Source organism: Microbacterium thalli (assembly GCF_028737325.1).
Classification (GTDB): Bacteria; Actinomycetota; Actinomycetes; order Actinomycetales; family Microbacteriaceae; genus Microbacterium; species Microbacterium thalli.
Genome location: NZ_JAQZCH010000002.1, coordinates 334,672 through 353,548, shown reverse-complemented (window position 1 = coordinate 353,548; position 18,877 = coordinate 334,672). Strand labels below are relative to the sequence as shown.

The 18,877-nt window shown below is 69.1% G+C and carries 16 protein-coding genes and 2 tRNA genes; 11 read left to right on the top strand and 7 right to left on the bottom strand.

Features of this window, described 5'->3' with window-relative positions:
* Positions 1–80 precede the first annotated feature (80 nt).
* The gene (gene pepN / locus PUW82_RS09500; RefSeq protein WP_274222056.1) at positions 81–2,627 is read right to left on the bottom strand and encodes an aminopeptidase N; all 2,547 of its coding nucleotides are present in this window, start codon (positions 2,625–2,627) and stop codon (positions 81–83) included.
* Between the two features lie 112 nt (positions 2,628–2,739).
* On the opposite strand from pepN, the gene PUW82_RS09495 reads away from it, so the two are divergent.
* Genes PUW82_RS09495 through PUW82_RS09480 form a run of 4 tightly spaced genes read left to right on the top strand, consistent with a single transcriptional unit; the run spans position 2,740 to position 6,440 of the window.
* Positions 2,740–3,285 (top strand): ribose-5-phosphate isomerase, encoded by a 546-nt coding sequence (locus tag PUW82_RS09495; RefSeq protein ID WP_274222055.1) that lies wholly within the window; start codon positions 2,740–2,742, stop codon positions 3,283–3,285.
* Positions 3,285–4,289: an Fpg/Nei family DNA glycosylase gene (locus tag PUW82_RS09490; protein WP_274222054.1), complete on the top strand. Its 1,005-nt coding sequence runs from the start codon at positions 3,285–3,287 to the stop codon at positions 4,287–4,289. The genes PUW82_RS09495 and PUW82_RS09490 overlap by 1 nt, the downstream gene beginning before the upstream one ends.
* 4 nt (positions 4,290–4,293) lie before the next feature.
* Positions 4,294–4,947: an FMN-binding negative transcriptional regulator gene (locus PUW82_RS09485; RefSeq protein WP_274222053.1), complete on the top strand. Its 654-nt coding sequence runs from the start codon at positions 4,294–4,296 to the stop codon at positions 4,945–4,947.
* Entirely contained in the window at positions 4,944–6,440 is a 1,497-nt protein-coding gene (locus PUW82_RS09480; RefSeq protein WP_274222052.1) for an amidohydrolase, read from the top strand. Before PUW82_RS09485 ends, PUW82_RS09480 begins: the two co-directional genes overlap by 4 nt.
* Positions 6,441–6,530: 90 nt before the next feature.
* On the opposite strand, the gene PUW82_RS09475 is transcribed toward PUW82_RS09480, so the two are convergent.
* A complete protein-coding gene (locus PUW82_RS09475) occupies positions 6,531–7,016 on the bottom strand; it encodes a Dps family protein (RefSeq protein ID WP_210004555.1) in 486 nt (161 codons plus the stop codon).
* Between the two features lie 111 nt (positions 7,017–7,127).
* On the opposite strand from PUW82_RS09475, the gene PUW82_RS09470 reads away from it, so the two are divergent.
* Positions 7,128–7,664, top strand: coding sequence for a gamma carbonic anhydrase family protein (locus PUW82_RS09470; RefSeq protein ID WP_274222051.1), 537 nt, complete (start codon positions 7,128–7,130; stop codon positions 7,662–7,664).
* A 37-nt stretch (positions 7,665–7,701) separates the two neighbouring features.
* Here PUW82_RS09470 and PUW82_RS09465 read toward each other — a convergent pair.
* Positions 7,702–7,775 (bottom strand) — tRNA-Gly (locus PUW82_RS09465).
* Between the two features lie 90 nt (positions 7,776–7,865).
* Here PUW82_RS09465 and PUW82_RS09460 point away from each other — a divergent pair.
* The 6 genes from PUW82_RS09460 (at position 7,866) to PUW82_RS09435 (ending at position 13,004) form a co-directional block, all read left to right on the top strand.
* A tRNA-Pro gene (locus PUW82_RS09460) sits at positions 7,866–7,939 on the top strand.
* 71 nt (positions 7,940–8,010) lie between these two features.
* Positions 8,011–9,537 carry a trigger factor gene (tig, locus tag PUW82_RS09455; protein ID WP_274222050.1) on the top strand — a complete coding sequence of 509 codons (1,527 nt, stop codon included), beginning with the start codon at positions 8,011–8,013 and terminating at the stop codon, positions 9,535–9,537.
* 162 nt (positions 9,538–9,699) lie between these two features.
* Positions 9,700–10,284: an ATP-dependent Clp protease proteolytic subunit gene (locus tag PUW82_RS09450; RefSeq protein ID WP_274222049.1), complete on the top strand. Its 585-nt coding sequence runs from the start codon at positions 9,700–9,702 to the stop codon at positions 10,282–10,284.
* A gap of 23 nt (positions 10,285–10,307) precedes the next feature.
* Positions 10,308–10,973: an ATP-dependent Clp protease proteolytic subunit gene (locus PUW82_RS09445; RefSeq protein WP_274222048.1), complete on the top strand. Its 666-nt coding sequence runs from the start codon at positions 10,308–10,310 to the stop codon at positions 10,971–10,973.
* Between the two features lie 167 nt (positions 10,974–11,140).
* Complete coding sequence (gene clpX / locus PUW82_RS09440; RefSeq protein ID WP_274222047.1) at positions 11,141–12,409, top strand: ATP-dependent Clp protease ATP-binding subunit ClpX; 1,269 nt, start codon at positions 11,141–11,143, stop codon at positions 12,407–12,409.
* Positions 12,410–12,446: 37 nt separating this feature from the next.
* Positions 12,447–13,004, top strand: a complete 558-nt coding sequence (locus tag PUW82_RS09435) for a dihydrofolate reductase family protein (protein ID WP_274222046.1) — start codon at positions 12,447–12,449, stop codon at positions 13,002–13,004.
* Between the two features lie 10 nt (positions 13,005–13,014).
* Here the strand turns inward: PUW82_RS09435 and PUW82_RS09430 are convergent, their stop codons facing one another.
* The 4 genes from PUW82_RS09430 to PUW82_RS09415 all read right to left on the bottom strand — a co-directional run bounded on the left by PUW82_RS09430 (position 13,015) and on the right by PUW82_RS09415 (position 18,861).
* A complete protein-coding gene (locus PUW82_RS09430) occupies positions 13,015–15,072 on the bottom strand; it encodes a M3 family metallopeptidase (RefSeq protein WP_274222045.1) in 2,058 nt (685 codons plus the stop codon).
* Positions 15,073–15,116: 44 nt separating this feature from the next.
* Positions 15,117–15,350 (bottom strand): hypothetical protein, encoded by a 234-nt coding sequence (locus PUW82_RS09425; protein WP_274222044.1) that lies wholly within the window; start codon positions 15,348–15,350, stop codon positions 15,117–15,119.
* Between the two features lies 1 nt (position 15,351).
* On the bottom strand, positions 15,352–17,931 hold the full coding sequence (valS, locus tag PUW82_RS09420) for a valine--tRNA ligase (RefSeq protein ID WP_274222043.1): 2,580 nt from the start codon (positions 17,929–17,931) through the stop codon (positions 15,352–15,354).
* A 102-nt stretch (positions 17,932–18,033) separates the two neighbouring features.
* Positions 18,034–18,861, bottom strand: a complete 828-nt coding sequence (locus tag PUW82_RS09415) for a MetQ/NlpA family ABC transporter substrate-binding protein (protein WP_274222042.1) — start codon at positions 18,859–18,861, stop codon at positions 18,034–18,036.
* Between the last annotated feature and the right edge of the window lie 16 nt (positions 18,862–18,877).

Below are 18,877 nucleotides of genomic sequence, written 5' to 3'. Positions count from 1 at the left end.
GGCGCGTCGTCGGCTTGTCGTACCGCAACGCAAGGCGGGCGTCATACCGGAGTATGACGCCCGCTGTACCGACGGGTGACTCAGTCCTGAGCGTCGCGTTCCTGCACCGACAGCGCGCGCTCGACGCCGGCGAGGTTCTCGGCGACGAGGCGGCGCAGCGCCGCCGGCGCGTCGCCGTGCTGCGCGAGCCACGCGCGCGTCGCATCGCGCAATTCGGTGTTCGCGAGGGCGGCGGGGTAGAGCCCGACGATGAGGTACTGCGCGATCTGGTACGTGCGCGACTCCCAGATCGGCAGCAGCATCGTGAAGTACTCGTCGATGAACGGCGTGAGGAGCGGAACTCCGGCGGGGTGGGTGAAGCCCACGGCGGCGGAGCGCACGACCGTGTTCGGCAGGTCGGCCTGCTCGACGAGCGAGGCCCACGCGGCGCGCTTGGCCTCGGCCGAGGGCAGCGCGGCACGCGCCTGGGCAGCGAACTCGCCGCCCTTGGCGGTGTTGTCGGATGCGAGCGCGGCATCGATCTCGTCCGCCGACACCGCACCGGATGCCGCCAGCGACACCAGCAGCGCCCACGAGAGGTCGGCGTCGATCTCGAGCCCGGTGAGGGTCGTCTCGCCGGAGCGGAGGCTGCGCACCACCTCGGAGTGCTCGGCGGTCGAGGCGGCGGAGGCGAACGCCGTGACGAACTGCAGCTGGCTGTCGCTTCCCGCTTCGGCCTGCTGAGCGAGCGCCCACAGGCCGTCCGCCACCCGCGCACGGGCGGCGTCGCGGGTGTCGGGCGCCACGTAGGAGTTCGCGGCGAGCTGCAGCTGGCCGAGTGTCGTACGAACCGTCGTCGATTCCGTCTCGCTGCCGATGTTGCGCAGGACGAGGTCGATGTAGTCGGTCGCCGACGCTTCCGCGTCGCGCGTCTGGTCCCAGGCGGCGCCCCACACCAGTGAGCGGGCGAGCGGGTCGCTGATTTTCGCGAGGTGCTCGATCGCCGTGCGGAGCGAGCGGTCGTCGAGGCGGATCTTCGCGTAGGCGAGGTCTTCGTCGTTGAGCAGCACGAGGTCGGGCTGCGTCCGGCCCTTCAGCTCGGGGACCTCGGTGAGGTCGCCGTCGACGTCGAGCTCGATGTGGTGCGTGCGCACCAGGGCGCCGTCGCGGAGCGAGTAGAAGCCGACGCCGAGGCGGTGCGGACGGATCGTCGGGTAGTCCGCCGGCGCCGTCTGGACGACGGCGAAGCGGGTGATGGTGCCGTCGGCATCCGTCGTGATCTCGGGCTCGAGGGTGTTGACCCCCGCGGTCTCGAGCCACTTCTTCGACCAGGTGCCGAGCTCGCGGCCGCTCGTGGCCTCGAGCTCGGTGAGCAGGTCGCTCAGCTCGGTGTTGCCCCAGGAGTGCTTGCGGAAGTACGCCGACACGCCGGCGAAGAACGCTTCCACGCCGACCCAGGCCGCGAGCTGCTTGAGCACCGACCCGCCCTTGGCGTAGGTGATGCCGTCGAAGTTGACCTGGACGTCCTCGAGGTCGTTGATCTCGGCGACGACAGGGTGGGTCGACGGCAGCTGGTCCTGGCGGTACGCCCAGGTCTTCTCCATCGCGTTGAACGTGGTCCACGCCTCGGTCCACTCGGTGGCCTCGGCGGTCGCGATCGTCGACGCCCATTCGGCGAACGACTCGTTCAGCCAGAGGTCGTTCCACCACTTCATGGTGACGAGGTCGCCGAACCACATGTGGGCCAGCTCGTGGAGGATCGTGACGACGCGGCGTTCCTTGACGGCGTCGGTGACCTTCGAGCGGAACACGTACGTCTCGGTGAACGTCACGGCACCGGCGTTCTCCATGGCGCCCGCGTTGAACTCGGGGACGAAGAGCTGGTCGTACTTGGCGAACGGATAGGGCACGCCGAACTTGTCCTCGAAGTACGCGAAGCCCTGGCGGGTCTTCTCGAAGACGTAATCGGCATCGAGGTACTGCCACAGGCTCTTGCGCGCGTACACGCCCAAGGGGATGACGCGGCCGTCGGCGCTCGTGAGCTCCGAGAAGACCTGCTCGTACGGGCCGGCGACGAGCGCGGTGATGTACGAGGAGATCCGCGGCGTGGGCTCGAACGCCCACGTGGCGGCGCCGTCGTCGCCGGGCACGGGCTCGGGGGTGGGGGAGTTCGAGACGACCTTCCACTCCGCCGGAGCGGTCACGGTGAAGCGGAACTGGGCCTTGAGATCGGGCTGCTCGAACACCGCGAACACGCGGCGCGAGTCGGGTACCTCGAACTGGGAGTAGAGGTAGACCTCGCCGTCGACCGGGTCGACGAAGCGGTGCAGGCCCTCGCCCGTGTTCGTGTACAGGCAGTCGGCGTCGACGATGAGCTCGTTCTGCGCGGCCAAGCCGTCGAGGGCGATGCGCGAATCGGCGAACGCGCTGGCGTCGATGGCGCGACCGTTGAGCGTGATCTCGCGGACATCGCGTGCGATGAGGTCGATGAAGGTCGACGCGCCCTCGGTCGCGGCGAAACGGACGACGACGCGGGAGCGGAACACCTCCGCGCCGACGGTCAGGTCGAGGGCGATGTCATACGACTGCGTGTCGACGATCGCGCGGCGCTCCTGCGCCTCGATGCGGGTGAGGTTCTCTCCAGGCACGTGCGTTCTGCTCCCAGGGTCGGGGTGAGGGTTCGTGGCCGCGCGCTGCTGGCGCCGACGGCAACCGTGCCAGCCTACGCTTCCGCGGCCCGCACGTTCATAGGATGGTGCCATGCGCATCCATATCGCGACCGACCACGCCGGTCTCGAGTTCTCGACCCAGCTCCAGCACCACCTCGCCGAAGGCGGTCACGACGTCGTCGACCACGGACCCATCGAGTACGACGCCCTCGACGACTACCCGTCGTTCTGCATCCGCGCGGCGCAGGCCGTCGTGCGCGATCAGCAGGCCGGCGTGGAGGCGCTCGGTGTGGTGTTCGGCGGTTCCGGCAACGGCGAGCAGATGGCGGCGAACAAGGTGCACGGCGTGCGCGCGGCATTGGTGTGGAATCTCGCCACCGCCGAGCTCGCGCGGGAGCACAACGACGCCAACGTGATCTCGATCGGCGCCCGCCAGCACACCTTCGACGAGGCCGTCGCCTTCATCGACCGCTTCATCGCGACGCCGTTCAGCGGTGAGGAGCGGCACGCTCGCCGCATCGCCCAGCTCGCCGCGTACGAGGCCGACGGCAGCCTGCTGCCCGATCCGCGCGAGGAGGGCCGCGAGGCGACCTCCCCGCTCCCGGCCGGCGACTCGTTCGACCCGGAAGTGGGCTGATGCCCGAGGGCCATTCCGTCCACCGCATCGCCCGGCAATTCGACCGGAACATCGTGGGGCGCACGGTCGCGGCATCCAGCCCGCAGGGGCGCTTCGCCGAGGGCGCGGCCGTGCTCGACGGTCGTGAGGCGGTCGCGGTACGCGCGGTCGGCAAGCAGATGTTCCTCAACTTCGAGGGCGATGTCTGGCTGCGGGTGCACCTCGGGATGTACGGGGCGTGGGACTTCGCGGGCGAGGTGCTCGCCGATGCGACGATCGCCTCGGCCAACGGCCGGATGGGCCACACGAACCAGCGCGGAACGGACGTGGACCGCATCTTCGACGCGGCGGGCGAGAACTCGCTGACGTCGATCGGCGCCCCGCGGCGCACCCGCGTCCGGGTGCGGATGAGCGAGCAGACGACCGGTCTCGGCGACGACGGGCTCGACGAGGCTGAGTGGCCGCCGCCCGTGGTGGGTCAGGTGCGGCTCCGCCTGCTCACCGACGTCACGTGCGCCGACCTGCGCGGGCCCACCGCCTGTCAGCTGCAGACCCCGGATGAGGTGCAAGCCACCATCGCGAAGCTCGGCCCCGACCCGCTGGTCGATGAACCTGCCGCAGGCGAGGAGCGGTTCACCTCGGTCGTCCGGCGCAAGCCGACCCCGATCGGGCTGCTGCTGATGGATCAGAACGTCGTGAGCGGCATCGGCAACGTGTACCGCGCCGAGATGCTGTTCCGCGCGCGCCTGAACCCGCACGCCCCAGGCCGTGACGTCCCGGAGGAAACCGTGCGCGAGCTCTGGCGGGACTGGGTACGCCTGCTGGCCATCGGCGTCGAGACCGGTCAGATGATGACGATGGACGACCTCGACGCCGAGGCATGGCGCCGAGCGATGGCGCATCGCGACGACCGTCACTGGGTCTACCATCGCGCCGGCCTGCCCTGCCGCGTGTGCGGCACCGCGATCGTGCTCGAGGAGATGGCCGCGCGGAAGCTGTACTGGTGCCCGAACTGCCAGAGGTGATGCGATGAGACAGAACCCGAGCTTCGCGATGACGGATGTCGCCGAGCTGCGCCGCACGATCGATGAGAACCCCTGGGCCACCCTCGTGAGCTCGACCTCCGAGGGGCTCGTCGCGTCGCACTACGCCGTGCTGCTCGACGAGGACCGCGACGACCTGACCATCGTCGGGCACGTCGGCCGCCCGGACGACCTCGTCCATGGGCTCGGCGAGCGCGAGCTGCTCGTCGTGTTCGCCGGGCCGCACGGCTACATCTCACCGAGCTGGTACGGCGATGTGCCGGCCGTCCCGACGTGGAACTTCGTCACGGTCCACCTCGCCGGTGTGCCGGAGATCCTCGACACCGACGAGAACCTGCGGGTACTCGACCGGCTCGTCGAGCGTTTCGAGTCCCAGACTCCCGATCCGCGCCCGATGCTGTCGCATCCGAACGACGAAGAGTACGTGCGCCGCCTCGAACGCGGGACGGTCGGGTTCCGACTGACGCCCGAGCGCGTGAGCGCCAAGCGAAAGCTCAGCCAGAACCGCTCGGACGATGTCGTCGACGCGATCATCGACCGGCTCGAATCGGGAGAGACCCCGTACGCCGACCCGCGCTTGGCGGGCGAGATGCGCCGAGCGCACGCGCCGCTGCGGGCTGCCCGAGGCGGAGCCCGATGAGCGTCGAGCCCGGCGCGACGGTCGATGTCGTCGCGAACGTCCGCCTCACCGGCCCCGGCCGCACCGATCCGTTCGGGACGGATCTGGTCGATGTCCATCTCGGCGGCGGCCTCGTCGCCGACATCGCCCCGGCCGGCGCGCTGCCGCGGACGGGCGTCGTCCTCGACGGTGAGGGCGGCTGGTTGCTACCGGGACTGTGGGATCACCACATCCACACCGTGCAGTGGGCGCTCGCCTCGCGCCGTGTCGTGCTCGACGGGGTGGGGTCTGCCGCGCAGGCCGCGTCGCTCATGGGGGCGGCACCGGTCGGCGACGACGGACGTCGCGTCGGTTCGGGTTTCCGCGACGCCCTGTGGCGCGACGCCCCCACCCGGGAACTCCTGGATGCCGCGACCGGTGATGTCCCGACGTACCTCATCAACTCCGACGTCCACAGTGTCTGGCTCAACTCCGCTGCCCTGCGCCGAGAGGGGATGGCCGCCGACGACGGCATCCTGCGCGAGGAGCCGGCGTTCGAGATCTCTCGGCGGCTCAACGCCCTCGACGTCGACGTCGCCGACGCGGCGGTGATCGATGCGATGACCGCCGCGGCCGCGCGCGGCGTCGTCGGGATCGTCGACCTCGACATGGCCTGGAACCCGGAGGCGTGGGAGCGTCGTCTCGCCCGGGGGTTCGACGCGGTGCGCGTCTCATTCGGTGTGTACGCGAGTTCGCTCGACCGCGCGATCGCCGCAGGACTGGCTACCGGCGATGCGATCGATCCGGCCGGGCTCGTCCGGATGGGCTCGTTCAAGGTCATCACCGACGGTTCGCTGGGAACGCGCACGGCTGCCTGCTCGCACCGTTACCCGGGAACGACGAGCGATTTCGGCGTCATGACCGTGCCCCCGGACGAGCTGGTGCCGCTGATGCGCCGCGCCACCGGCGCCGGGATCTCGTGCGCGGTCCACGCGATCGGCGACGTGGCGAACACATATGCGCTCGACGCCTTCGCCGCGACGGGCGCCACGGGAACGATCGAGCACGCGCAATTGGTCGCCCATGCCGACATCCCGCGATTCGCACGGCTCGGCGTCGCCGCGAGCCTGCAACCCGCCCACGCCGTGGACGACCGGGACATGGCCGAGGAGTACTGGGCTGAGCAGACCTCGATCGCCTATCCCATGCGCGAACTGGCGGATGCCGGCGCCACCCTCCTCTTCGGATCCGATGCGCCGGTCGCGGCCCTCGATCCCTGGTCGACGATGGCGGCGGCGGTGTTCCGCACCGCCGACGACCGGGAGGCGTGGCGGCCGCATCAGCGGGTGGACGCTGCGACCGCCCTGGCGGCGTCGACCACCGGTGGCTCGGCGACCGGCTCGGCGATCGCACCCGGGGGTGTGGCCGATCTCGTGGTGGTGGATCGCGACCCGATGGCGGCGACGGCGGCCGAGATGCGGGCAACGGTGGTGCAAGCGACGCTGCTCGCCGGTCGGGCGACTCACGTCGGTTGACCCGGCGCGCTGCGAGCGACGTGCCGACGCATGACGAAGGCCCCGTCCCTGTACAGGGCCCGGGGCCTTCGAGGCGTGATCAGCGGCGCGTCACTCGGCGAGGTGCGCGAGCAGGAACCAGCGGTCCTTGTCGACGCCGCGCTTGATCTCGATGGCGACGTCCTGGCTCGACAGGTCTACCTCGTCGAGACCGTCGATCGCGTCCTGCAGATCGATGAGGGCCGCGTCGATGTCAGACACGATGGCTTTGATCTCGTCACGCCACTGAGCGAAGCCGGCGGGCACGGCCGTGGTGGTCTTGTCGGCGAGCGTCGACACGCGAGAGTCGACCGGAAGGCCGAGGGCGACGATGCGCTCCGCGGCGGTGTCGGCGTACTCCTGGGCGTGCGCCACGACGGTGTCGAGCAGCTCGTGGATGGCGATGAAGTTCGAGCCGCGGACGTTCCAGTGCGCCTGCTTGCCGTTGACGACGAGCGCCTGCATCTTGTGGACGACGGGCGTCAGGAACTGCGCCGTCGCTGCCGCGACCTCCGGGTCGGCGGTGAGAGCGGGGGTGGTGATGTTGGTGTCGGTCATGTTCGCGCCTCCTTCTCGGCAGGTCGGAGCCTGCTTCTGATGAAACGCTACTCAGCCCGGAACATTCCGCAAGCAAGAGAAGGCTCGGCTCACCAGGGCTAACCTGATGCCGTGTCCGTCTCCGCCGCCGCATCCGTCGTCGCGGTGGGGGAGTCGCGGCCGCAGCTTCATCCCACCGCGTTCGTGGCGGACGGCGCCCGCATCGTCGGCGCCGTCACCCTGGGGCGTGAGTCGAGCGTCTGGTACAACGCCGTCATCCGAGCGGACCGGGCGCGCGTCGTGGTGGGAGCGCGTAGCAACGTGCAGGACGGCGTCGTGATCCACGTGGATGCCGCGTCGCCGACGACCATCGGTGACGACGTCTCGATCGGCCACAACGCCGTCGTCCATGGCTGCACCGTCGGCGACGGGTGTCTGATCGGCATGAACAGCACGGTGCTCAGCGGTGCTGTCATCGGCGCGGGCTCGCTCGTCGCGGGCGGCGCGGTCGTGCTCGAAGGGACCGTCGTGCCGCCGGGCTCGCTCGTCGCCGGCGTGCCCGCGAGAGTCCGCCGAGCGCTGACGGACCAGGAGCGGGCGGGGCTGCGACGCAACGCCGACAGCTACGTGGCTCTGCGCGCCGAGCACGACGCAGCGCGGGCGGAATGACAAAGCTCCGACGAGCGAACGGCGCGCGTCGGAGCAGTGGAGGGGATGACGGGAATCGAACCCGCACCATCAGTTTGGAAGACTGAGGCTCTACCATTGAGCTACATCCCCGGAGCCGTGCGAACGGCGACCCGATCAGTCTAGCGGACTCGGTCGGCTAGACTGACCACGGCCGTTTCCCGACGCACGTCGCGGCGCGCCCGGGGCGTAGCTCAGCTTGGTAGAGCGCCCGCTTTGGGAGCGGGAGGCCGCAGGTTCAAATCCTGTCGCCCCGACTACGGCCCCACGAACCCAGACCACCGAACGGACGCGCAGCTGCGCGGCCGGATAAAGGAGAACGACAGGCATGGTCACCAGCACCGTCGAGACGCTCAGCCCCACCCGGGTGAAGCTCCACATCACGGTCAGCCCGGACGAGCTCAAGCCGAGCATCAGCCACGCATACGAGCACATCGCTCAGGACGTGCAGATCCCCGGCTTCCGCAAGGGCAAGGTGCCCGCTCCGATCATCGACCAGCGTGTCGGCCGCGGCGCGGTCATCGAGCACGCTGTCAGCGAAGGCCTCGACGGCTTCTACCGCGAAGCGGTCACCGCCAACGAGCTGCGCGTGCTCGGCCGCCCGTCGGCCGAGGTCATCGACTGGCCGAGCGAGAAGGACTTCTCGGGCGACCTCAAGGTCGAGGTCGAGGTCGACGTCCGGCCCGAGTTCGAGCTGCCCGCCTACGACGACATCACGATCGAGGTCGACGCCGTCGCCACCGACGACGCCGCCATCGACGAGGAGCTCGACCGCCTGCGCGGCCGCTTCGGCACCCTCGTCACCGTGGACCGTCCCGCCACCAAGGGTGACTTCGTCGAGCTCGATCTCGTCGCCACGATCGACGGCAACGAGATCGACCGCGCCGAGGGCGTGTCGTACGAGGTCGGCTCGGGCGAACTGCTCGAGGGCATCGACGAAGCGATCGACTCCCTCACCGCGGGTGAGGCGACGACCTTCCGCTCGAAGCTCGTCGGCGGTGACCACGCCGGCGAAGAGGCCGAGGTGGCCGTGACGGTCACGGCCGTCAAGGAGCGCGAGCTGCCCGAGGCCGACGACGACTTCGCGCAGATGGCGAGCGAGTTCGACACCATCGCCGAGCTCCGCGAGAGCCTCGTCGAGCGGGTGTCGCAGCAGAGCGTCTTCACCCAGGGGGCGGCAGCTCGCGACAAGCTCGTCGACGCGCTGCTCGAGAAGGCCGACATCCCCGTCCCGGCTGCTCTCGTCGAGGCCGAGGTGCACGCGCACCTCGAGGGCGAGGGACGCCTCGAGGACGACGAGCACCGTGCCGAGGTCGCCGAGGCGAGCGAGAAGCAGTTCCGCACGCAGATGATCCTCGACAAGATCGCCGAGACGCACGAGGTGCAGGTCTCGCAGGACGAGCTCACGCAGTACCTGATCCAGGCGTCGGCGCAGTACGGCATGGCTCCGCAGGAGTTCGTGAACGCGCTGCAGGAGAACGGCCAGCTGCCCGTCATGGTCGGCGAGGTCGCCCGTAACAAGGCACTCGCGATCGCGCTGGGCAAGGTCTCCGTCGTCGACACCGACGGCAAGCCCGTCGACCTCGCCGGCTTCGTCGCTGTCGAAGGCGAGGAGGCAGCCGGCGATGACGTCGTCGCCGAGGCCGAGGAGATCGCCGACGCCGCGGCCGACGCCGACGCCGTGATCGAGGCCGAGGAGGCCCCGAAGAAGAAGGCTCCGGCAAAGAAGGCTCCCGCCAAGAAGAAGGCCGACGCCGACGCCGCGGACGCGGACGAGAAGGCTCCCGCCAAGAAGGCTCCCGCCAAGAAGGCCCCGACCAAGAAGAAGGCTGCCGACGAGGCTGCGGCCGAGTGATCGCGCCCGCCGGTTGAACGGCGCGAGGGGGACGGATGCTGCGGCATCCGTCCCCCTCGTCGTTGCGGCGCGACACGGCTATGCCCACGGCGAACACGGTCGGGGGCCGACTCCCGCCTCGGTAGATTCGACACGTCACGAAACTTCGGATCAGGAGCACACATGGCTGACCCCCTCATCGCAACCAGCGTCTTCGACAGACTGCTGAAGGACCGCATCATCTGGCTCGGGTCGGAGGTGCGCGACGAGAACGCGAACGAGATCTGCGCGAAGATCCTCCTGCTCGCAGCCGAGGACTCTGAGAAGGACATCTACCTCTACATCAACTCGCCGGGCGGCTCCATCACCGCCGGTATGGCGATCTACGACACGATGCAGTTCGTGCCGAACGACATCGTCACCGTCGGCATCGGCATGGCCGCGTCGATGGGTCAGCTGCTGCTGACCGCGGGGACGAAGGGCAAGCGTTACATCACGCCCAACGCGCGCGTGCTGCTGCACCAGCCGCACGGTGGCTTCGGCGGAACGTCGAGCGACATCCAGACGCAGGCGCAGCTCATCCTCGACATGAAGCGTCGCCTCGCCGAGATCACGGCCGCCCAGACCGGGAAGTCGGTCGAGCAGGTCAACGCCGATGGCGACCGGGACCGCTGGTTCACCGCCGCGGAGGCGCTGGAGTACGGCTTCGTCGACCACATCCGCGAATCGGCCACCGACGTCGTCGGCGGCGGCGGCACCGAGAACTGATCGACCGAAGGAGACACAGAACGATGAACACACCCGCCTTCGGCCTTCCCCACGGCGCAGCACTGCCCTCGAGCCGCTACATCCTGCCGCAGTTCGAGGAGCGCACCGCCTACGGCTACAAGCGCCAGGACCCGTACAACAAGCTTTTCGAGGATCGCGTCATCTTCCTCGGTGTGCAGGTCGACGACGCGTCCGCCGACGACGTCATGGCTCAGCTGCTCGTGCTCGAGTCGCAGGACCCGGACCGCGACATCATCATGTACATCAACTCGCCCGGTGGCTCGTTCACCGCGATGACCGCGATCTACGACACGATGCAGTACGTGTCGCCCCAGATCCAGACGGTCGTGCTCGGCCAGGCGGCTTCCGCCGCCTCCGTGCTGCTCGCCGCCGGCGCGCCGGGCAAGCGGCTCGCGCTTCCCAACGCCCGCATCCTGATCCACCAGCCCGCCGTCGGCGAGGCCGGTCACGGTCAGGCGTCGGACATCGAGATCCAGGCGGCCGAGATCCTGCGCATGCGGACCTGGCTCGAAGAGACCATGGCGCGCCACACCAACCGCACGCAGGAGCAGGTCAACAAGGACATCGACCGCGACAAGATCCTGTCGGCGCACGAGGCGATGGAGTACGGCATCGTCGACCAGGTGCTGACGTCGCGCAAGCGCACCCCCGCGGCCATCACCGCGTGACGCTCACGACGTGAACAGCGACGGCCCCGGGGGAACCCGGGGCCGTCGCTGTTCGCGACGATCGACGGCGAGGCGTCGGAAATCCGCAGGGATGTCCGTGGGAGAGGTTAGGCTCGGAACACCGCGTTCCCCCCGGGGGCGACGGCATCCGGCATCCAGGAGGGTACATGGCTCGCATCGGTGAGAGCGCTGACCTGTTCAAGTGCTCGTTCTGCGGCAAGAGTCAGAAGCAGGTGCAGCAGCTGATCGCAGGCCCCGGCGTCTACATCTGCGACGAGTGCGTCGAGCTGTGCAACGAGATCATCGAAGAGCGCATGGCCGAGTCGGGCGATGAGTCCGTCGCCGAGTTCGATCTGCCCAAGCCGCGCGAGATCTTCTCGTTCCTCGAGGAGTACGTCGTCGGGCAGGATCCCGCCAAGCGCGCCCTGTCGGTCGCCGTCTACAACCATTACAAGCGGGTCCGCGCGCACTCGACGCTGCAGCCCGCGGAGCAGCGTGCCGATGATGTCGAGCTCGCGAAGAGCAACATCCTGCTGCTCGGTCCGACCGGTTGCGGCAAGACCTACCTCGCGCAGACGCTCGCGAAGCGTCTCAACGTCCCGTTCGCGGTGGCCGACGCCACGGCGCTGACCGAGGCCGGGTATGTCGGCGAGGATGTCGAGAACATCCTGCTCAAGCTGCTGCAGGCAGCGGACTTCGACGTGAAGCGTGCCGAGACGGGCATCATCTACATCGACGAGGTCGACAAGATCGCCCGCAAGGCCGAGAACCCCTCGATCACGCGCGACGTCTCCGGCGAGGGTGTTCAGCAGGCGCTGCTGAAGATCCTCGAGGGCACTGTCGCGTCCGTTCCCCCGCAGGGCGGGCGCAAGCACCCGCACCAGGAGTTCATCCAGATCGACACGACGAACGTGCTGTTCATCGTCGCCGGTGCATTCGCGGGCCTCGAGGAGATCATCTCGTCGCGCGTCGGCAAGCACGGTGTCGGCTTCGGTGCGCCGCTGCAGGAGAAGGACAAGGAGCTCGACCTGTTCCGCGAGGTCGAGCCCGAGGACCTGCACAAGTTCGGCCTGATCCCCGAGTTCATCGGCCGGCTGCCCGTCGTCACGTCGGTCTCGCCGCTCGACCAGAAGGCGCTCATCGAGATCCTCACCGGTCCCAAGAACGCCTTCGTCAAGCAGTACCAGCGCATGTTCGAGCTGGACGGCGTCGAGCTCGAGTTCGAGGACGATGCTCTGCGTGCAATCGCTGACCTCGCTGTCGCGCGCAAGACCGGAGCTCGCGGTCTGCGAGCGATCCTCGAGGATGTCCTCGGCCCCATCATGTTCGAGATCCCCTCGGCCGACGACGTCGATAAGGTCATCGTCACGCGGGCCGCGGTCGACGAGGGAGCGCCGCCGACGCTGGTGCTCCGGCAGAAGCGCAAGACCGCCTGATCGAGGCCTGTCCGACGCCGCCGTTACCATCAGCGGCATGGGACGCATCATTTTCGACACCGCAACATCGCTCGACGGTTTCATCGCCGACGCCGACAACTCGCTCGCGTGGCTCTTCGCCGTCGACGGCGGCACCGAGCCGGACGAGCAGCTGCTGCCCGCTGATGCCGGCGTGCTGGTCGAAGGTTCGACGACGTACGAGTGGGTGCTCGCCGAGTCCGACATCCTGGCTCATCCCGGACGGTGGCGGGAGTTCCACGGTGACCGTCCGACCTTCGTCTTCACGACGCGCGACCTGCCTGCGCCGGCCGGTGCCGACATCCGCTTCGTCTCCGGGGCGGTGGCGGACGTTCTCCCGGAGATCCGCGCGGCGGCCGGTGATCGCGACATCTGGGTGGTGGGCGGGGGAGACCTCGCCGGTCAGTTCCTCGACATCGGCGCGCTCGACGAGATCGCCGTCTCGATCGCACCGGTGACGCTCGGCGCCGGCGCGCCCTTGTTGCCGCGGCGCGTCGAGTCCGACCGCCTGCGCTTGCACTCGGCGCAGGCGGTCGGTGCGTTCGCGCGGCTCATCTACACCGTCGAGGGGCGCTGACGCCGGCGCGTCAGGGCTGAAGTCCGCGGCGCGCGAGCAGCGGGTCGATGCGCGCATCACGGCCGCGGAAGTCGCGGTAGGCCTCCAACGGATCCTTCGAGCCGCCCACGCCGAGTAGCCGCTGGCGGAAGCGATCGCCGTTGGCTCGGTTCAGCCCCCCGTTGTCGTCGAACCACTCGACCGTATCGGCGTCGAGCACCTCGCTCCAGATGTAGGAGTAGTAGCCGGCGCTGTAACCGCCCGAGAAGATGTGGGCGAAGTACGTCGACGAGTACCGCGTCGGCACGGCCGGTTCGTCGAGGCCGATGTCGCCGAGCGCGGCCGCCTCGAAGGCCGCGACATCCGATACCGACCGTGCCTCGTCGACCGAGAGGGAGTGCCAGGCGAGGTCCAACCACGCGGCGGCGAGGTACTCGCTCGTGGCGAAGCCCTGGTTGAAGGTGCTCGAGGCCTCGAGGCGAGCGATGATCGATGCCGGCAGTGGCTCGTCGGTCTCGATGTGGCGCGCGTAGTTCGTGAGGATCTCGGGGCGGAAGATCCACATCTCGTTGACCTGGCTCGGGAACTCGACGAAGTCGCGGAACACGTTCGTGCCGGCGAAGGTGGGGTAGGTGACGGTGGCGAACAGGCCGTGCAGCGCGTGGCCGAACTCGTGGAACAGCGTCGTCACCTCGTCCAGCGTGAGCAGCGTCGGCGTTCCCGGGGCAGGCTGCGGCACGTTGAGGTTGTTGACGACGATCGGCGTTGTTCCGCGCAGGCGCGACTGCGACACGACAGCGTTCATCCATGCGCCGCCTCGCTTGCTGTCGCGCGTGTAGAGATCGAGGATGAACAGCCCGACGTGAGAGCCGTCGGCATCGGTCACCTCGAAGACGCGAGCGTCCGGGTGGTATGCGGGCAGGTCGGGGCGCTCCTGGAACGTGATGCCGTAGAGCTGCGTCGCCGCGAAGAAGACGCCGTCGTGCAGGACGCGCTCCGCTTCGAACCAGGGTCGCAACGCGGCGGTGTCGATATCGAGCGTCGCCGCGCGCACCCGCTCCGTGTAGAAGGACCAGTCCGCAGCGCCGATGCCGCCCGGGAGCGGCCCGTCCTGTTCGGCGACACGCGTGAGCTCTGCCTTTTCGCGCTGCGCGTTGCGGGCGGCCGGTACCGCGAGACGGCGGAGGAGGTCGGCTACCGCGTGCGGGTCACCGGCGGTCTGGTCCGAGGTGACGTAGGCGGCGTGGGATGCGAAACCGAGCAGTGCGGCGCGCTCGGCCCGCAGACGGACGATCTCGAGCAGGACCGGCCGATTGTCGTGTGCGCCGTCGCGGCTGCCGCGCAACCGGGACGCCTCGAGCAGCCGCTCGCGACTGGCCCGTCGACGCAGCGACGCGAGCAGCGGATGGCCCGTGAACAACGTGAGGGTGACGACGAACCGACCGGGCATACCCCGGTCGGCCGCGGACTGGGCGGCGGCGGAGATCTGTCCGTCGCCGAGGCCGTCGAGTTCGGCGACGTCGTCGAAGACCACGGCGAGCTCGTTGGTGTCGGCAAGCAGGTTCTTCTCGAATGTCGTCGTCAGTACCGACAGGCGGCCGTTGATGGCGGTGAGCCGAGCTTTGGCGGCTTCGTCCAGCGCGGCGCCCGCGTGGGTCATCTGGGTGAAACGGCGTTCGATCAGGTACCGCTGCTCGTCCGTGAGATCGAGGTCACCCGCCTGCGCATGAAGCTGGCGGACGCGGTCGTAGAGCCGGCCGTCGAGCAGGATCGCGTCGCTGTGCGCCGACATGAGCGGGGCCAGTTCCCCGTCGACGTGCTGGATCTCGGGCGTGGCGTCGGCGGAACTGACGGTGTAGAAGGTGTGTGCGACGTCGGTCAGCAGGCGCCCGCTACGCTCCCACGCCTCGATCGTGTTGTCGAAGGTGGGCGACTCGGCGGCCGTGGCGATCGCGTCGATCTCGGCGCGCTGCTGGGCGAAGGCGTCACGGAAGGCGGGCAGGTAGTGCTCGGCCTTGATGGCCGGATAGTCCGGCAACCCGTGAGGCAGGGGAGAAACGATGAGCAGGGGATTGCCGGATTCCGTCATCGCTCCAGCCTAAAAGGCCTCGCCGCCGTCGCCGGCGCGCGGCCTCAGAAGGTATCGTCGTCGATCTGTCCGACGACGGCGCGGCCGCTCGCGTCGAGCGAGACGACCGCCCCGTTCTCGAGTTCGGCGACGGGTCGCCCCTCGAGCCAGGTGAGCGTCCACTTCGGGCGCGGGTCGACCTCGATGAGGCGGTCGACCTGACCGATCTGTTCGTGCAGGGCCTCGGGCACGGACGCAGGGATCGCGCCGCCACTGGTCCAGCGGGTACCGAGTCTCATGTCATGCCTCCTGGGCGGCGAGCTCGACGCGCTCGACGCTGAGGTCGCCCTCGCCGTCGAGCAGTTCCAACTCGGTGATTCGTCCGACAGCCTTGAGGTCGCCCTCGGCCTGTCGCAGGCGACCGACCGTTGCGGCATCGGCGCGCAGGGTGAGGATGGTGACGGGGGTCTTTTGCGACGCCTTGGCCTCCGTCTTCGCACGACGGATGCCGATGAGCGCGGCGCTCGCGGCGGTCAGGATGGCGGGGTCGCCGTCGATGTCACGCGGCTGCGGCCACGCGGCGACGTGGATCGAGCCCTCTTCGAACCACGACCACGCCTCCTCGGCTGCGAAGGCGAGCACCGGCGCCAGCAGCCGCAGCAGCGAAGACAACGCCAGGCGCAGGGCGAGCGCGGCGGAGGCCTGCCCACTGTCGGCCTGGTTGTAGGCGCGCTCTTTCACGAGCTCGAGGTAGTCGTCGCAGAAGGTCCAGAAGAACGCCTCGGTGACCTCCAGCGCACGTGCGTGGTCGTAGGCCTCGTAGGCCCGCGTGGCGTCGGCGATCACTCGGTCGAGCGTCGCGAGCATCGCCGCGTCGAGGGCGTGGGTGACGCGCGCTCCCTCGGGAACCGGGAAGGACAGCACGAACTTCGCCGCGTTGAGCACCTTGATGGCCAGACGCCGGCCGATCTTGACCTGCGTGGGGTTCTGCGGGTCGAAGGCGGCGTCCGATCCGAGACGGCTGGATGCCGCCCAGTAGCGCACCGCGTCGGTGCCGTGCTGGGCGAGGATGTCGGCGGGCGTGACGACGTTGCCCTTGGACTTCGACATCTTCTTGCGGTCGGGATCGACGATGAAGCCAGAGATCGCGGCATCCGACCACGGTGCGCGACCGTCCTCGAGCGTACTGCGCAGCATCGTCGAGAACAGCCACGTGCGGATGATGTCCTGGCCCTGCGGACGCAGGTCGAACGGCGCGACGAGGTTCCACAGCTCGTCGTCGCGCTGCCAGCCCCCGGCCAGCTGCGGCGTCAGCGACGACGTCGCCCACGTGTCGAAGATGTCGCGCTCAGCGTCGAAGCCGCCGGCCACGCCGCGCTGGTCCTCGGTGTAGCCCGCGGGGACGTCCGTCGTCGGATCGACCGGCAGCTGCGACACGTCCGGGGCGATCACGCGGCTGTAGTCCCGCTCGCCGTTCTCGTCGAGCCCGTACCAGATCGGGATGGGCACGCCGAAGAACCGCTGGCGCGAGACGAGCCAGTCGCCGGTGAGGCCGTTGGTCCAGTTCTCGTAGCGGACGCGCATGAAGTCGGGGTGCCACGACATCCCCTGGCCCAGCTGGATGAGGCGGTCGCGCAGTTCCTCGTCGCGCGCGCCGTTCCGCAGGTACCACTGGCGCGTCGAGACGATCTCGAGCGGGCGGTCGCCCTTCTCGAAGAACTTCACCGGGTGGGTGAACGGCTTCGACACCGCCAACAGCTCGCCCGATTCCTCGAGCAGCTCGACGATGCGCTTCTTCGCGCTGAAGACGGTCTTGCCCGCCAGCTCCGCGTAGGCGGCGCGCCCGGTCTCGCCGACGATCACCTCGGGCGCTTCGGCGAGGATGCGCCCGTCGGCGCCGAGGATGGTGCGGTTGGGCAGGTCGAGCTCGCGCCACCAGATGATGTCGGTGACGTCGCCGAACGTGCAGATCATCGCGATGCCCGAGCCCTTGTCCTGCTGGGCGAGAGGGTGGGCGAGAACGGGGACCTCGACGTCGAAGAGCGGGGTGCGCACCGTCTGGCCGAAGTACGGCTTGTACCGCTCGTCGTCGGGGTTGGCCACCAGCGCGACGCACGCGGGGAGGAGCTCGGGGCGCGTCGTCTCGATGTGGATGTCGCCGCTTCCATCGGTCTTGTGGAAGGCGATGCGGTGGTACGAGGCCTGCTGGTCGCGGTCCTCGAGCTCGGCCTGGGCGATCGCAGAGCGGAAGTCGATGTCCCACAGGGTGGGGGCGAGCGCCTGATAGGCCTCGCCGCGCTCGAGGTTGCGGAGGAAGGCGAGCTGGCTCGTGCGGATCGTGTCGTCCGAGATGGTGCGGTAGGTCTGGGTCCAGTCGACCGAGAGCCCGAGCTGGCGGAAGAGCGACTCGAACTGCTTCTCATCCTCGAAGGTCAGCTTCTCGCAGAGCTCGATGAAGTTGCGTCGGCTGATCGGCACCTGGTCGGCCGCGCGGCTCGACTTGTTGTCGCCGCCCTCGAAGGGCGGGGCGAACGAGGCGTCGTAGGGGAGGGTCGGGTCGCAGCGCACGCCGTAGTAGTTCTGCACGCGCCGCTCCGTCGGCAGGCCGTTGTCATCCCATCCCATGGGGTAGAAGACGCTCTTGCCGCGCATGCGCTCGAAGCGCACCTTGAGGTCGGTGTGCGTGAACGAGAAGACGTGGCCGATGTGCAGCGACCCGGATGCCGTCGGCGGCGGGGTGTCGACCGAGAAGACGCCGGCGCGACCGGATTCGGCGGCACGGGCACGGTCGAACAGGTATGTGCCCTGCTCGGCCCACGCGGCATCCCACTTGTCCTCGAGGCCTTCGAGAACGGGCTTGTCGGGGATCTGCGCGGACATCGGGTCTCCTCGGCGATATGTGCGGCACTGTGTGAGCGTGCCTGAGTGTGGGAACACCGGAAGTCTACTCGGCGGGGCGCGTCGGGCGCGCCCCGCCGAGGCTCAGAACGCCGCTTCGATGGTGGCGTTGCCCTCGATGATCTCGCGCACCTCGTCGCTCGTGAAGGCGTCGATCAGCGCGCGGGTCGCGTCGGAGTCGGCATCCTCGGACGGGACGACGAGCTGGAGCGCGAAGCGGTCGTCGAGCTCGGTCAGGAGGCCGTCGTCCTGCGGTGTCAGGCCGAGCGCGGCGATGTGCGAGGGCCACTGGAACACCAGGTCCGCCTCGTCGTACGCCGTGTTGAGCTGATTGATCTCGAGCGAGAGGAACTCCAGATTCTTGGGGTTCTCGGCGATGTCGTCGACCGTCGCGGCGTAGGGGTCGACGCCCGCCGCCAGCGTGACGATGTCGGCGTCGGCGAGAAGTTTCAGAGCGCGCGCGGTGTTGGACGAGTCGTTCGGGATCGCGACGGTTGCGCCGTCGGGCAGCTCGGCGATGTCGCTCAGGGTTTTCGAGTAGAACGCGATCACGAAGTTGTAGACGGGCTGGACCGCCTCGAGCGCGGCGTCGTTCTTGGTGTTGAACTCGGTCATGTACGGCTCGTGCTGCGAGAAGTTCGCGTCGATGTCGCCCGCGGCGAGCATGTTGTTGATCGTGACGTAGTCCGACGCCTCGACGAGCTCGATCTCGTAGCCGTCGGCGATCGCGTCGCCGGCCGCCTCGACGATGTCGGTCGCAGGTGCGGTCACCGCGCCGACACGGAGCGTGACCGGGGCAGCGTCGGCGTCGCCGTCGGCGGCGGAGGACCCGCAGCCCGCGAGCAGGCCGACAGCGGCGACGGACGCAACGGCGGCCAGGGTGAGGCGGGAGCGCAGGGAACGAACGGGCATGGGGTTTCTCCTCGTG

Coding starts and splice junctions, on each gene's coding strand:
- PUW82_RS09495 (WP_274222055.1), top strand. CDS start 2,740: ATGCGCATCCATATCGCGACCGACCACGCCGGTCTCGAGTTCTCGACC.
- PUW82_RS09490 (WP_274222054.1), top strand. CDS start 3,285: ATGCCCGAGGGCCATTCCGTCCACCGCATCGCCCGGCAATTCGACCGG.
- PUW82_RS09485 (WP_274222053.1), top strand. CDS start 4,294: ATGAGACAGAACCCGAGCTTCGCGATGACGGATGTCGCCGAGCTGCGC.
- PUW82_RS09480 (WP_274222052.1), top strand. CDS start 4,944: ATGAGCGTCGAGCCCGGCGCGACGGTCGATGTCGTCGCGAACGTCCGC.
- PUW82_RS09475 (WP_210004555.1), bottom strand. CDS start 7,016: ATGACCGACACCAACATCACCACCCCCGCTCTCACCGCCGACCCGGAG.
- tig (WP_274222050.1), top strand. CDS start 8,011: ATGGTCACCAGCACCGTCGAGACGCTCAGCCCCACCCGGGTGAAGCTC.
- PUW82_RS09450 (WP_274222049.1), top strand. CDS start 9,700: ATGGCTGACCCCCTCATCGCAACCAGCGTCTTCGACAGACTGCTGAAG.
- PUW82_RS09445 (WP_274222048.1), top strand. CDS start 10,308: ATGAACACACCCGCCTTCGGCCTTCCCCACGGCGCAGCACTGCCCTCG.
- clpX (WP_274222047.1), top strand. CDS start 11,141: ATGGCTCGCATCGGTGAGAGCGCTGACCTGTTCAAGTGCTCGTTCTGC.
- PUW82_RS09435 (WP_274222046.1), top strand. CDS start 12,447: ATGGGACGCATCATTTTCGACACCGCAACATCGCTCGACGGTTTCATC.
- PUW82_RS09430 (WP_274222045.1), bottom strand. CDS start 15,072: ATGACGGAATCCGGCAATCCCCTGCTCATCGTTTCTCCCCTGCCTCAC.
- PUW82_RS09425 (WP_274222044.1), bottom strand. CDS start 15,350: ATGAGACTCGGTACCCGCTGGACCAGTGGCGGCGCGATCCCTGCGTCC.
- valS (WP_274222043.1), bottom strand. CDS start 17,931: ATGTCCGCGCAGATCCCCGACAAGCCCGTTCTCGAAGGCCTCGAGGAC.
- PUW82_RS09415 (WP_274222042.1), bottom strand. CDS start 18,861: ATGCCCGTTCGTTCCCTGCGCTCCCGCCTCACCCTGGCCGCCGTTGCG.